At 62.7% G+C, this 13,891-nt stretch carries 12 protein-coding genes; 7 read left to right on the top strand and 5 right to left on the bottom strand.

Annotated features, from left to right (window positions below):
* Positions 1 to 318 precede the first annotated feature (318 nt).
* From ASG03_RS03925 to ASG03_RS03895, 7 genes are all read left to right on the top strand, one after another.
* A complete protein-coding gene (locus ASG03_RS03925; RefSeq protein WP_062470122.1) occupies positions 319 to 705 on the top strand; it encodes a RidA family protein in 387 nt (128 codons plus the stop codon).
* A gap of 14 nt (positions 706 to 719) precedes the next feature.
* Positions 720 to 2,357, top strand: a complete 1,638-nt coding sequence (locus ASG03_RS03920; protein ID WP_062692360.1) for a phytoene desaturase family protein — start codon at positions 720 to 722, stop codon at positions 2,355 to 2,357.
* Between the two features lie 282 nt (positions 2,358 to 2,639).
* On the top strand, positions 2,640 to 3,809 hold the full coding sequence (locus ASG03_RS03915) for an acyl-CoA dehydrogenase family protein (protein ID WP_062692358.1): 1,170 nt from the start codon (positions 2,640 to 2,642) through the stop codon (positions 3,807 to 3,809).
* A complete protein-coding gene (locus ASG03_RS03910) occupies positions 3,806 to 4,657 on the top strand; it encodes a polysaccharide deacetylase family protein (protein ID WP_062692356.1) in 852 nt (283 codons plus the stop codon). The genes ASG03_RS03915 and ASG03_RS03910 overlap by 4 nt, the downstream gene beginning before the upstream one ends.
* Before the next feature lie 2 nt (positions 4,658 to 4,659).
* Positions 4,660 to 6,207 carry a class I adenylate-forming enzyme family protein gene (locus tag ASG03_RS03905; protein WP_062693032.1) on the top strand — a complete coding sequence of 516 codons (1,548 nt, stop codon included), beginning with the start codon at positions 4,660 to 4,662 and terminating at the stop codon, positions 6,205 to 6,207.
* 24 nt (positions 6,208 to 6,231) lie between these two features.
* On the top strand, positions 6,232 to 7,674 hold the full coding sequence (locus ASG03_RS03900; protein WP_244475154.1) for an amidase: 1,443 nt from the start codon (positions 6,232 to 6,234) through the stop codon (positions 7,672 to 7,674).
* A gap of 69 nt (positions 7,675 to 7,743) precedes the next feature.
* On the top strand, positions 7,744 to 8,220 hold the full coding sequence (locus tag ASG03_RS03895; protein WP_244475153.1) for a MaoC/PaaZ C-terminal domain-containing protein: 477 nt from the start codon (positions 7,744 to 7,746) through the stop codon (positions 8,218 to 8,220).
* 119 nt (positions 8,221 to 8,339) lie between these two features.
* On the opposite strand, the gene ASG03_RS03890 is transcribed toward ASG03_RS03895, so the two are convergent.
* From ASG03_RS03890 to ASG03_RS03870, 5 genes are all read right to left on the bottom strand, one after another.
* Positions 8,340 to 8,969: a TetR/AcrR family transcriptional regulator gene (locus ASG03_RS03890; protein ID WP_200934679.1), complete on the bottom strand. Its 630-nt coding sequence runs from the start codon at positions 8,967 to 8,969 to the stop codon at positions 8,340 to 8,342.
* A gap of 210 nt (positions 8,970 to 9,179) precedes the next feature.
* Positions 9,180 to 9,839: an amino acid ABC transporter permease gene (locus ASG03_RS03885; protein WP_062692354.1), complete on the bottom strand. Its 660-nt coding sequence runs from the start codon at positions 9,837 to 9,839 to the stop codon at positions 9,180 to 9,182.
* Positions 9,836 to 10,480, bottom strand: coding sequence for an amino acid ABC transporter permease (locus tag ASG03_RS03880; RefSeq protein ID WP_062692352.1), 645 nt, complete (start codon positions 10,478 to 10,480; stop codon positions 9,836 to 9,838). The genes ASG03_RS03885 and ASG03_RS03880 overlap by 4 nt, the downstream gene beginning before the upstream one ends.
* Positions 10,477 to 11,262 (bottom strand): amino acid ABC transporter ATP-binding protein, encoded by a 786-nt coding sequence (locus ASG03_RS03875; protein ID WP_082475525.1) that lies wholly within the window; start codon positions 11,260 to 11,262, stop codon positions 10,477 to 10,479. The genes ASG03_RS03880 and ASG03_RS03875 overlap by 4 nt, the downstream gene beginning before the upstream one ends.
* A 405-nt stretch (positions 11,263 to 11,667) precedes the next feature.
* Positions 11,668 to 13,662 carry a methyl-accepting chemotaxis protein gene (locus ASG03_RS03870; RefSeq protein WP_062692350.1) on the bottom strand — a complete coding sequence of 665 codons (1,995 nt, stop codon included), beginning with the start codon at positions 13,660 to 13,662 and terminating at the stop codon, positions 11,668 to 11,670.
* Between the last annotated feature and the right edge of the window lie 229 nt (positions 13,663 to 13,891).

The raw sequence follows: 13,891 nt of genomic DNA, 5'->3' as shown, positions 1-13,891 counted from the left end.
TCCAGGCAGCGACAGGACGGGCCGAACGCACCAGCGGACGCGACAATATCAAAACATACGGTATAGTCAAACTAAAATACCAATGGGTCAAATCAGCCTTGCGCAGTGATTGTCTGCGCGCGTGCGCCGACCTGCCCTCGTATCCGACACCCGCAGCCAAACGAAAAAGAATACCCATAAGTATTTTTATCTGGATATTCGGTCTTTTTTGCTGGACATCGGTTTTGTGCGGCGTACCGTTGGCCGACGCAATGGCCGCAATCCGCGACTGGGACAGGGATCCCAGTGGTGAACGCGCGCCTTTAAGGGAGCAGCAGGATGTTGAAAGCAGTCAACGCACCGGGGCAGGGATGGCCGGGACTCTCGCAGGGCGTCGTCATGAAGGGCAGCGGCGTCTTCGTCTCGACCGGACATGTGGGGACCGACGCCAGCGGCGAGCCGATCGTCAGTTCCGTTGAGGCGCAGGTTGTCGCCGTCTTCGAAAACCTCAAGGCCACATTGGCAGCGGCCGACCTCGACTACAGCCATGTGGCGCGCATGACCTGCTTCGTTGCCAACTTCGAGCCGGAAACGCTGGCAGCCATCCGGAAGGTTCGCGCCAACTACTGGAATGCCGCGTGTCCACCCTCGAGCGTCATGGTGCAGGCGGCGCTCTACGATCCGCGTCTCGTTCTCGAAGCTGAAGTCATCGCTGTCGTTCCCTGAAGGCAGGCCCGATCATGAAGACCTATGATGTCGTAATCGTTGGTGGCGGACATAACGGCCTTGTGTGCGCCTGCTATCTCGCCAAGGCGGGCTTGAGCGTTTGTGTCGTCGAACGGCAACCGTTCGTCGGTGGCGCTGCTATCTCGCGCGAGGTTTGGCCGGGGTTCACGGTGTCCGTCGCGTCCTACTGGATGAGCATGCTTCAGCCGAAGATCATGATGGATCTCGATCTCGTCGAGAACGGCGTCGAGGTCATTGCCGTGCCACCGAGCTTCCAGCCGTTCGAAAGCGGCAAGAGCCTCGTCTTCTGGCCCGATGACGCGCGTATGGCAGCCGAAATTGCCAAATTCTCGGTGAAAGATGCGGAAAACTACCCCAAATTTTCAGCCCACATGATGGCGATCGTTCCCTATCTCCGCCGGCTTCTCTGGGAGACGCCGATCGATCCCACGACGGGCAGGATCAAGGATATCGTCAAGACGATGGGGCTGGCCTGGCGCATGCGCGACATCGGATCCCGGGTCTATGACGTGTGGGATCTTCTGACACTGAGCGCCCACGATTTCCTGAAACGCTGGTTCGAGAGCGACGAAATCCTCACCGCGTTCGGCAGCTATGCCTCGGGCTCGGCAGGGCTCATCAGCCCCAAGACGGCTGGATCGGCCTATGTCCTCGCGCGTCCCTATCTTCGCGACAACACCACCCCGGTCGGTGGCGGAGGCCTCGTCAGAGGCGGTATGGGCGCGATTTCGGAGGCGCTTCTCCGCGTGGCGAAGAGCGAGGGCGTCCATGTCATCACCGGCCGGCCGGTCGGGAAAGTCGATATTCAAAATGGCCGGGCCGTGGGCATCGAGCTGGTCGACGGCGAGCACATCGCAGCGAGGACCGTGGTATCCAACGCCGGCGCCAAGTTGACCTATTTCGATCTCATCGGCCGCGACCTGCTGTCCGAGGACGTGAAAGGACAGGTCGAGCGTCACCGGACGCGATCGATCGCCTTCAAGATCAACCTCGCCTGCCATGCGCTTCCGCGATGGACGGCCTACGACGAGCGGCGGCTGAACGAGCCCAATCCCGGCTCGGTCACGCTCGCCGAAAATTCCGATGAGCTGGAAGAAGCATTTCACGCCGCCCAGAACGGCGAGATCTCTCCGCATCCCTATCTGTGGATCACGACGCCGAGCGCGTTCGACAAGACCGTGGCTCCGGAAGGCAAGCATGTCGTCCAGATCATGGGCGGCCACGCTCCCTACCGGTTGAATGGCCGCGACTGGGACGAGGCGTCGCGACAGGCATTGCTCGACATCGTCCTGAAGCAGATCTGCCGATATGCGCCGGGTTTCGACCAGGAGGTCATGCATGCCCAGATCCTGACGCCCAAGGACATCGAGGAGATGTTCGCCATGGTCGACGGGCATGTCCACCATGGCGAGATGAGCCTCGATCAGGTCTTCTTCCGGCGTCCGATCCAGCATTATGCCGACTACCGCACCCCAATCGAGGCAATGTACATGTGCGGGGCGGCGTGCCACCCGGGCGGGGGCGTAAACGGCATTCCCGGCCACAATGCAGCCCGCGAAATCCTGCGAGACCTCGGCAAGTCCTTCCCGGCGGCCGCGTCACCGGCAACAACGCGGATGCGGTCCAGATGACCGGCGCTCGGCGGCAATGGTTTGCGCGCGCGCCTTCGACGCCTTTCGGGCCGAAGCGGTGATCGTTGCGGATTAGCCGTTGATTTTCTCTTCGGATGCCCATAACATACCAAACAGTCAAATTTATATACCTATACGTCTAATGCCTCTTCCGACGTCGTGGGCGATGCGCGGCGTTGGCTCAGGACCGATTGTCACTGCGGCCAGGGATGGCTGGCCCATTCTTCTCTGCCAAAGACGTGTCCGGCGTGCGGCGAGCGAGGTGTCTCTTTGAACTATCCGATGTTTACCGCAGAAGAGGTCGAGATCGTATCGACCGTCGAACGCTTCATCGAGGAGCGCGTTCGCCCGAACGTCATGGCATGCGAGCGCGACAGCCTCTATCCGCAAGCAGTCGTCGACGAGATGAAGGAACTCGGCCTGTTCGGGCTCGCCGTCCCCGAAGCGTTCGGCGGCCTCGGGCTTCGCGTGCCGGTCTTCGCGGCGGTCATGGAGGTCGTGTCTCGCGGCTGGACGACGCTCGCGGCCTATCTGAACAGCCATTCCACGGTGGCGCATGCCATCAAGACCTATGGCACGGACGATCAGAAGCGGCGATATCTCCCGGGGCTCGCAACCGGAAAGCATCATGCGTCGCTTTGCCTGACGGAGCCCGGCTGCGGTTCCGACCTGCAGGCGATCCGCGCGACGGCGACCGACGACGGCGATCACTACCGCCTGACGGCGAGCAAGACATACGTCACCAATGGCGACCGCGCGACGCTTCTCCTGACGCTGGTCAAGCATCCCAGGGATGCATCCGAAGCCAAGACCCGTTTCAGCCTTCTCCTTGTCGAAAAGACGTTCCCCGGCGTGCAGGTCACGACCACCTTCCACAAGATGGGAATGGGCCTCGTCGACACGGTCCAGATCGAAATGGACAATGTGCCGGTCCCCAAGGAAAACCTCGTCGGCTCGGTGGAAGGGAAGGGATTTCACCACCTTTTCGAGTCCCTCGAGATCGGGCGGATTGCCATCGGGATCAGCGCGGTGGGTCTGGCGGCCGACGCCCTTTCCGAAGCGGTCCGCTATGCGTCCGAGCGCGTGACCTTCGGAGTCACCATCGACAAGCACCAGGCGATTCAGCTCAAATTGGCGGACATGGCGACGAAGCTGGTCACCGCGCGTCTTCTGACGATGGAAGCGGCTTGGTTGAAGGAAGGCGGGGGACGCTGCGACATGATCAGCGCCATGGCAAAGCTCCACGCGAGCGACGCCGCCCTCGAGGTCGCCCATGATGCGGTCCGGGTTCATGGCGGTGCCGGATACATCCAGGACTATGCAGTCGAGCGCCTGTATCGCGAAGCCTTGCTCTACACGATCGGGGAGGGCACCAACGACGTCAACCGGATCGTCATTTCGCGTCGCATGAGCGGGGCGGAAGAGCGCGCCTATCTGGGATTGGTGCCATGAGCACGGTGTGTTTGACCTTCGATTTCGACGCCGTTTCGCTCTGGATCAGTTCGCTGAAGCAGACGACGGCCAATCCCCTGTCGCGAGGCGAATACGGTGCGGCCGTGGGTTTGCCGCGCGTTCTGCGGCTCCTGGAGGAGAAGAAGGTCAAGGCGACCTTCTTCGTCCCGGCACACACGGCGGTGTCGTTCAACAGGCAGGCCTTGAGCATTCTCGAGGCGGGGCACGAGATCGGGGTGCACGGCTACTGCCACGAAACGCCGATCGGCCTCAGCCGGGACGCGGAAGCCAGCCTTCTCGACCGCACGATGGAAAAGCTGCGGACGGCCCTCGGGAGCGATTTTCAGCCGGTCGGCTATCGCTCGCCCGCCTGGGATCTCTCGGCAGACTCCATTGCGCTCCTGGAAGAAAGAGGCTTTCTCTACGACAGCAGCCTGATGGCCGATGACTATACGCCCTACTGGGCGCGCCGTGGTTTCGAGGTCTCCGAGGAGATCTACACGGCGGGACCGAAATCCCGGGTGGTCGAGATCCCTGTCGCCTGGGAGCTCGACGATTTCCCGCACTTCATGTTTTTGAACAAGCCGATGTACCAGGGCATGCGGACGCCTGCAGAGGTCTTCGAACTCTGGAAGGACGAATATGATTTCGCAACGACCATCGAAGAGGGCGTGTTCACCCTCACGCTGCACCCCCAGGTCATCGGACGCGGCCCCCGCATCGCGATGCTGTCCCGGCTGATCGATCACATGAAGGCGACCCCAGGGACCACGTTTTCAACCGTCGCCGAGGCTGCCCTGACATGGCGCGCAGCGTCGATCGACCCTTCCGCCGAGATCCAGAGATGACCATGACTGTCGAAAAGACTTCCGACGTGACGTTCGATCTCGAGCCCGGATTTGCTTCCGTCTACGCCGCCTTCGAGGCTGTGGCGCAGCGCAATCTGGAGAAGGTCGCGCTGAAATTCGAAGGGGAGACGGTCTCCTACGCCGATCTGGTCGCGCGGATCGAGAACACCGCGCGACATCTCAGGGCCCGGGGGATCGGCAAGGGCGACGCCTTTGCGGCGTTCGGCCAAAACCGTCCGGAGCAACTCTACTGCTACTACGCCGCGGCCAAGCTCGGCGCCGTTTTCGTGCCCGTCAATCCCAACCTCACGGCCGCCGAAGTCGCCTATACGATGGACCACAGCGAGGCGAAGGTTCTGTTCTACGACGACGCCGTGGCAGAAACGGCCAAGGCGTCCGTGTCCGAGAGCCGGCTCGTGCCGATGACCGTGCTGGAAACAACGCTGCCAGTACGGCTGATCGACACCGCAGCCGTCACGCCGACGGATGACTTCCTGATCATCTACACGTCCGGGACGACAGGCGCGCCCAAGGCCATCATTCTCGACCATGCCGCGCAGATGAAGGGCCCCGCCGCCCTGGCGCGACTGTTCGGGATCACGCGCGACGATGTCACCCTCGTGGCCCTGCCCCTGGGCTATCTCTATGGTCTTTCCACCGCTGCGGCGGTGACCCTCCAGGCCGGTGGCACGATCGTCGTCCTCCGGCGCTTCCATCCGCGCGACGTCCTTGCGGGTCTGGTCGAAAACGGCGCGACGGTCTTTCATGGCGTGCCGACCATGTTTTCGATGATGATGGAGTATTGCGAGCAGCGGTCGCTGGCATTCGATCTATCCGGGATGCGCAAGCTCATCTGTGCCGGAGCTCCCCTGACGGCAGAGGTGGAGCGACGCTTCATGGCCCAGTTCGGCAAGGCGCTCGAGAACTATTACGCCATGACCGAATGCACGCCGGTCTTCGGTCGCTATTTCGACGACCCGCGCCCGCTTCCCGAGGGGTCGATTGGCCGGGCAGCGCCGGGAACGACCGTCAGGATTCTTCGGGCCGACGGGACGGAATGCGGTCCGAACGAGGACGGTGAACTGTTCGTCCGCGGGGCCGCAACGCTCGATCGCTACCTCAAGAATCCCGAAATGACCGAGGAGGCGATGCGCGACGGTCTTTTCAGGACCGGCGACCTGGTCCGGTACGACGAGAACGGCTTCTACTTCATCACCGGACGGATCAAGGAGATCATCATCCGCGGCGGCGCGAACATTTCGCCGGCGGAGGTCGAGATGGCGCTGATCTCGCATGCGGGCGTCCAGGATGCCGCCGTGATCGGCGTTGCCGACCGCATTTTCGGTGAAGTGCCCGTCGCCGTGGTCGTCCGCCGCCACGGATCGCAGGTCACGCAGGAGGAGCTCATCGCTCATGTCGAGGGGCTGATCTCGGACTTCAAAGTTCCCCGGACCATTCTCTTCGAAACGCAACTTCCCCAGGGAAAGACCGGAAAGACGGACAAGAAGGCGCTGAAGGAACGGATCGAACCGCTGACGGCCACCCGTTGACCCAAGCGTGAGAACAGGGACCACATGATGCAGGCGACGGAATATCAACGACGTGACGGGATCGCGCTCGCAGACCTGATCCACAAGCGCGACGTGGCGCCCGTGGAGCTCATGGAGCGCGCGATCGAGATTGGCGACGGCCGTGCCACCGCGCTCAATGCGCTGTGCTACGTCGACCGTGAACAGGCCATCGATGTGGCGCGACAGGCCGTGCCACGCGGCCAGTTCGGGGCGCTGCCTTTCCTGCTAAAGGATTCCGGGCTTGCGTCGAAGACCCTGCCGTCCAGCGTCGGGTCACGCCTGTTCGGCGCAATGCGGTCCCCGATCGATGCAACGTTGACGAAACGCTTCATCGACGACGGGTTCATATCCTTTGGACGAACCACCGTACCCGAGTTCTGCATGGCGCCGACGACGGAGGCCATCCAGAATGGCGGCCCGACCCGGAACCCCTGGGACGAGACACGGTCCGCAGGCGGCTCCAGCGGCGGCGCCGGCGTGGCCGTCAGCACGGGTGTCGTCCCGATCGCCCATGGCAGCGACGGCGGCGGATCGATCCGCATCCCCGCAGCCTGCTGCGGTCTCTATGGCCTGAAGCCCTCGCGGGGCCTCGTCCCGCTCGGTCCTTCCAGGGGCGAAGCCTGGGGTGGTCTGGCGGCGGACGGGGTGCTGACGCGCACCGTTCGCGACACGGCTGCCGCACTCGACGGTGTCGTCGGGATGGAACTCGGCGCACCCTATGCCGCACCCGCTATTCCGGGCAGCTACCGCGAGCACCTCCGGCAGCCCTTCGACCGTCCGCTGAAAATCGCGATGTGGCGGTCCGCTTTCGAGGGGATCGCGGTCGCTGCCGACTGCATTGCTGCCGTCGCGTTCACCGCAAACCTGCTGGCGTCACTGGGGCACGAGGTGGTGGACGCCGCCCCGCCGCCGATCAAGTACGGCAGTTTCCTGCGCGCGCATCAGGATGTCCTTGCCGCCAGCGTCACCATGACGGTCAACGGCATGCTCCGGACGAGACCCGATCTCGATCTGCGCACGTGCCTTGAGCCGGCCCTTCTCGATGCCTACGCCATCGGCAAGACGCTTTCTGCCGAAACCTATGCGCTTGCGATCACACGTTTCCACACCATCGCCCGGCAGATGGAGGTCTACATGGCGGATTACGACGTGGTGCTGACGCCGACCTTGACGCAACTGCCGGCACCGCTCGGTACGCACTCCATGGAAACGGATTTCCGCACCTTCCGCAATGCTGTCGGTGCGTACACGACCTTTCTTGCCATCATCAACGCCTCCGGCCAGCCGGCCGCGAATGTGCCCGTCTACTGGACCGAAGACGGTCTGCCTGTCGGTGTGCAGCTCATCGGCCGCTTCGGACAGGAGGCCGGCCTGCTGAAAGTCTCGGCGCAGCTCGAAGAGGCGGCGCCGTGGATCGAACGATACGACCGACAATTTCAGCCCTGAACTGCGGCGCCGATGACAAGGGCGCCGCTTGAAAAAAGACGAACTGGTATTCAAATGCAAGGAGCGAAGATGACCCAGCTAACCATAGGCCCGAACGCATTGTACTTCGACGATTTCGTGGTCGATCAGAACTGGACGAGCCCCCGCCGGACCATCACCGAAGCCGATATCGTGATGTTTGCCGGCATGACCGGCGACTACAATCCGGTTCACACCGACGAGGAGTTTGCAAAGACGACGCCGTTCGGCACGCGCATCCTCCATGGACCCGCCGTCTTTGCGATCGCGACCGGCCTCGAGTTCCGGCTCGGCATCAAGGAAGGAACGGCCATCGCTTTCCTGGGCATGACCTGGGATCTCAAGGCTCCGGTCAAGATCGGCGATACGATCCATGTGGCCCAGAAGGTCGCCAGCATCCGCCCGACCAAGAATCCGGCTCGCGGCATCGTCAATTTCTGGGTCGAGGTCCGCAACCAGCAAGGCGTCGTCTGCCAGGAAGGCGAATGGAAGGTCATGTTCCACGCCAGGGCCGCTGCCGCTGCTTGATCGGCCAGAACGTGAAACGCCGCCGGGCCGGCCGGCGGCGTTTTGAAAAAACCGTGGTGTCGGATCGGCGCGAAGAACCGCCCCTGTCCACCTCCACGACGTTAGCGGATGCCCAGTGATCAGGCGGTCCGGCATCCGTTCAGGATGATCTCGACATAGTGGTTTGCGATCTCTTCGGGCGCGAGGCCGCGGCCTTCCTTGAACCATGCATGGGTGAAATTGGCCATGCCGATGATTCCGCTGACGATGACGGGCGTCGGGATGTCGCGGAAGATGCCGGCCTCGACACCCTTCGTGTAGACGGTCTTGAACAACTGGTCGTATTCGCGCTTCCGCTTCACGATGATCTTCTGCTGATCACTGGTGAGCTCCGCCTGGTCGCGAAAATAGATCGCTGTCCAAGCTTTGCGGCCCATCACGTTCAGCGCATGTTGACGGATCATGGCGCCGAGAAGCTCGGCAGGCGGAAGGTCCTTTTCCATGATCGAGGTCATGTCCTGCGACCAGGCCTCGTGGATGCGTTCGAAGATTTCCCAGAGAACCTGGTTCTTGTTCTTGAAGTAGTAGTAGACCACGCTCTTGGTGTAGCCGAGACTGGAAGCGATATCGTCGATGGTCACGGCACGCACGCCGGTCTCCGCAAACAAGGCGGCGGCCGCCGTCAGGATCTCTTCCTGAACATAGGCCTGTTTCTTGAGCTTCAGCTCTTCCCTGACCTTCAACTTCATCAAACCCTCGTCTTCAAGCATGAGAGCCTCCGGTCGTTGCACGCAGGAGGTTCCGGCCGCCATGAACGACTCTTCATCGCTCAGGCACTGCGACCCAGACTTATAAAAATTCTGACCGCTCAGTCAATTCATTTGTCCGGATCGGCGCTTGCTCAATCGTGCATTGCGGTCGAGTGCGGGTGTTCACGCGGATCTGCCCCGCTGCACGTCTGCCGTGGCGGGGCGCGCATCTCAGGCCGTGTGCCGGCTGAGGCTGCGCTCCAGCAGGGAGACCGCAATCGTCGCCGGGATGCAGATCAATGCGTAGAGAATGCCCGCCAGGAGAAGGATCGGCAGATACTGGAAGGTGTTCGTCCCGATCATATAGGCCTGGGAGAGCAGCTCCGGCAGCGCGATCGCAAAGCAGAGCGAGGTCGCCTGGAGCATGAGGATCGAAAAGCCGAGGAGCGCCGGCGCCGCAACCCTCAGGCCCTGTGGCACGATGATGTAGCGGAGGGCGTCGGTATGGGTGAAGCCGACCGCGGCGGCGGCTTCCTTCTGGCCATAGGGGACCGCCTCGAGGCCGGCGCGAATGATCTCGCTGGTATAGGCGCTGGTCGTCCAGGCGAGCGCGAAGGCCGCTGCCGAGAACGAGGTGAGGCTGACGCCCGCCTGCGGCAGGCCGAAGTAGAAGAACTGCAGCATGATGAGGGCAGGGGCACCCCGGCCGATTTCCACGACGGCCATCGTCGCCCAGCGCACGGCCCGGGTCCTGGACTGAACGCCGAGAGCCAGCAGCAATCCCAGGGGAATGCCGACGGCAAGGGCAACGCCGGTGACCTCCAGGCTGACGATCAGGCCGTCGATCATGGTGGGGAGGTTTTCGAGCCAGAAGGTGAAGAGATCGCTCATCGGGCCACCTTCGCTCTCAGGACGCCGTCGCTGTACCGTGCCACAGCGGCAACGGGGAGGCTGATCAGGATGTAGAAGAGACCGGCGACCGCAAAGACCTCCAGCCCCTGGAAGTGTCGCCGGGAGATGAAGTTCGCCTGGAACGCGATCTCGGTGACGCCGACGGTCGATGCAATGGCGGAATCCTTGAGCAGGCCGATGATATAGCTCGTGGCCGACGGCAGGATCACGCGCACAAGCTGGGGGACCATGATGTCAATGAAGACCGACCAGCGCGGCATGTTCAGTGCGTGAGAGGCTTCCCACTGACCGGGATGAATGCTCTTCAGGGCGCCGCGGCAGATTTCCGACAGATTTGCGCCGGTGATCAGTCCCAGGGCGACGATCGAGGCCTGCATGGGGCCGACCTGGAAAAATCCCGAGCCGATGCCGAAGTACAGGAGAAACAGCCAGACGATGGGCGGAACCGACCGGAGGATCAGCACGATCACGATGGCCATGGACCGCAGCAGCCAGGAGCGCGAAACGCGCATCGCGCATAGCGGTATGCCGAGGATCGCGCCCATGGTGAAGGCGCCGGCCGTGATCGCCAGCGTCCAGGGAATGCCACTGAGGATGACGAGGAGAGACTCTGCGCTCATCGGTTCTTGACCGCCTGAAGAAACCGCTGCGCCCGCTCCGTCTGCGGATCACGCATGATCGACTGGCTGGGGCCCTCTTCGAGAACACGGCCGTCGGCCATGATCATCACGCGGTTGGAGACGGTTTCCGCAAAGTGCATCTCGTGCGTGACGACGACCATGGTCATGCCGCCATCGGCCAGTTCCTTCATGACCGCAAGAACCTCGAGACCCAGCTCCGGATCGAGAGCCGATGTCGGCTCGTCAAACAGCATGATCTTCGGATCGAGGGCAAGGGCGCGCGCGATGGCGATACGCTGTTGCTGACCGCCGGAGCAGCGAACGGGATAATGGTCGGCCTTGGAGGCGAGGCCGACACGCTCCAGAAGGGCTCTCGAGCGAATATCCGCCTCTGCCTTCGGCCGACCGAGAACGCGCTGTTGCGGAAGGCTGATGTTCTGGAGAACGCTGAGGTGGGGAAAGAGATTGAAGGATTGGAAGACCATGCCCGCAGAGCGCCGCAAGTCTGTCAGCTGCTTTTTGGTTGCAGCTTTCCGGGCATCGATCGTGATGCCTGCAAGCGTGATCGAGCCTTCCGTCTGGGGCTCCAGCTGGTTCAGGCACCGGAGAAGAGTGCTCTTTCCCGAGCCGCTCGGCCCGATGATGGCGAGCACCTCGCCGGAGCGGACAGTCAGATTGATCCCGTCCAGAACCTTGTGCGTGCCGAACGATTTCCCCACGTTCAAAGCCCGCACGATCTCGTCGCGCTCGACAACCTTTGGTCGCCCGTTTTCATTTGCCATTGGCGATAATCTTTCAATCTGCCCGCGAACACGGCGTTGATCTGACTCCGAGCCGACTGGCGTGACACGGAGCGGATTCGTCGAATGATCCAAAGTGAACCTCCCTTCCCAGTTCAACGCCCGATTTCTTCTTGGTCTTTTTGATTGATCGATGAGTTATAAAAACTGACTGATGAGTACATAAACATATCGGCTGGTCATTTGCAACGGCTTTGGCTCGGGCTGCGGGCGGGGCTCGCCCGCGAAGTATCCGTGACCGGTTCGAGGCGCCGACCTGTTTCCCGCGACCGCCGGCGACGTTGCGCATCGGCAGGGCAGGGACCGCTCGAGCCCGTCGTTGAACAGAAACGCCACCCGCGGGTTCTCGCGGCTGGCGCATGCCGTTCCCCGGGATGGTCCGATGGATCAGAAGTCTTCCCACGTCTGGACAGCCGTGTTGCCGGAGGCCGCGATGCGGGCGCCCGCATTGCCGGAGTAGGCGCGGGCAATCTGGGCGTTCATCTTGCGGGCGGGGGAGGCCGCAGGTCGGTGGCCGGCACCGGCTGCGACGGGTGTCGTCGTCCGTGCGGCAGCGCGCTTGATGTCGCCGAACTGAAAGCGGCTGATCAGGTCGCGCAGGCGTTCGGCTTCACCTGCAAGCGTGGCGCTCGCGGCATTGCTTTCTTCCACCATGGCTGCGTTCTGCTGCGTTACCTGGTCCATCTGGTTGACGGCCGTGTTGACCTCGGAAAGGCCGACGGACTGTTCCCGGGCCGACGTCGCGATCGCGTCCATGTGCTGGTTGATCGTGACGATATAGCCTTCGATGGTCTTCAGCGCCTCGCCGGTTTCGCTGACCAGCTTGACGCCGCCCTGCACCTCGACCGAGGAGATGCGGATCAGATCCTTGATCTCCTTGGCCGCCTTCGCAGACCGTTGCGCGAGCTCGCGCACTTCCTGCGCCACGACGGCAAATCCCTTGCCGGCTTCTCCGGCACGCGCGGCTTCGACGCCGGCATTGAGGGCGAGAAGGTTGGTCTGGAAGGCAATCTCGTCGATCACGCCGATGATGTTGGCGACCTGGCTCGACGACTGCTCGATCTTCTGCATGGCGTCGACCGCGTCCGCGACGACCTTCCCGGATTGTCCGGCGCTGGTGTTGGCCTGGACGGCGACCGAGCGGGCCTCTTCGGCACGTTTCGAAGAATTCGTCACGTTGACGGTGATTTCATCGAGGGCGGCGGCCGTTTCCTCCAGCGAGGCCGCCTGCTGTTCCGTCCGGCGGGACAGATCGTCCGTGCTCTGGCTGATCTCGCGCGTCCCGGTGTCGATCTGCGTGGTCGCTTCGGCAACAGCCAGCAGGGTCGCCGACAACTGGGCGATGGCGCCGTTGAGGTCATGGCGGAGCGCCTCGAAATCCGGTGCGAACGCCTGGTCCAGTTGAAAGCCGAGATCGCCGGCTGCAAGGCGGCGCAGGCCTGTGGCGAGGCCGGACGTGGCCTGCTGCATGCGCTCGCGCGCCGATGCCTCGGCTTCGGCCGTCAGGCGCTCGCGCTCGGCTTCGGCGTGGGCACGGGCGGCCTCCGCCTCCTGCTCCAGCCGCTTGTTGCTGATGGCGGACTGGCGGAACACCTCGACGGCGCCCGCCATCTCGCCGATCTCATCCTTGCGTGTGGCATGGCCGAGATCGATGTCGGTTTGCCCGGCGGCCAGCTGGCGCATGGCCTGCGTCATGCGGCGGATCGGGTGGCCGACACTGCGCACCAGAATGATGGCGGATGCGACGAGGATGAGGATGATCGCTGCGTTGATGGCAAGCGAGATGGTCCGGGCCTGCGCAATCATCGTCGTGAGGGCGGCCTTCGCCTCCGCCGTGATCTCGGTCGCGCTCTTTACGGCGTCGTTGATGAGCTGGTTGGCGGTTTCCGCAACCTTGGTGTTGTCGGTCGCGGTGGTGGCGACCGCAGCCGACATCTCCTCGGGCGTCAGTTTCCGGCCACCGGCCTTCTGGAAGGCCGCCAGAATGTCCTGGGTGCGTTTCTGCGAGATCGTCGCGTAGTCGGTCAGCCGTGCGGCGATCTGCTTCAGCGCGTCGCGCTCCGGTGCGACCTCGACAGGCTTCTGCAGCCCGGCGATGCCGTTGTCGAAATAGGTCTTCACATCCGCCATGGCCTTCTGCGTTTCGGCCTCGCTGTTGACGAGACGCAGCCCGCGCGAGGCAAACCGCATGTTGCTGAGCGCAAGCTTGGCATTGACGACGCCGTCGAGAACGATCTGCTCCCGCTCGAGCAGCGCGTTGGCCTCGGCTGTCTTCGCATCGCTGATCGTCTGGTTCGAGATCATGCCGATCACGAGCAAAATGCTCACGCCGGACGTGATCATCAGTTTGGTGCCGACCTTGGCATTCTCAAAAAGGGACATGGGCTCTCTCGACTCGCGTTGCGGACAGGTCTGGGCGTAGGGGCATGGATGATGGCGCACGAAAGCATCTGCCCGGCTGGAAGAGCAGCAGCAAAACCTGTGCATCATGGGATACCGTCGGACGTGCAGGCATCATGCCTGCTACCGGTTCGCGCAAACTTACTGCGACAAGCTAAAGAAAGATTGAATATTCCAGTACCACGTCCGGCAGGGGCCGATCAGACGGGGC

The sequence above is a fragment of the Rhizobium sp. Leaf341 genome (assembly GCF_001424325.1).
Lineage (GTDB): Bacteria > Pseudomonadota > Alphaproteobacteria > Rhizobiales > Rhizobiaceae > Ferranicluibacter.
Note: the sequence above shows the minus strand (reverse complement) of the source record. Positions and strands in the feature narration are given on the sequence as shown.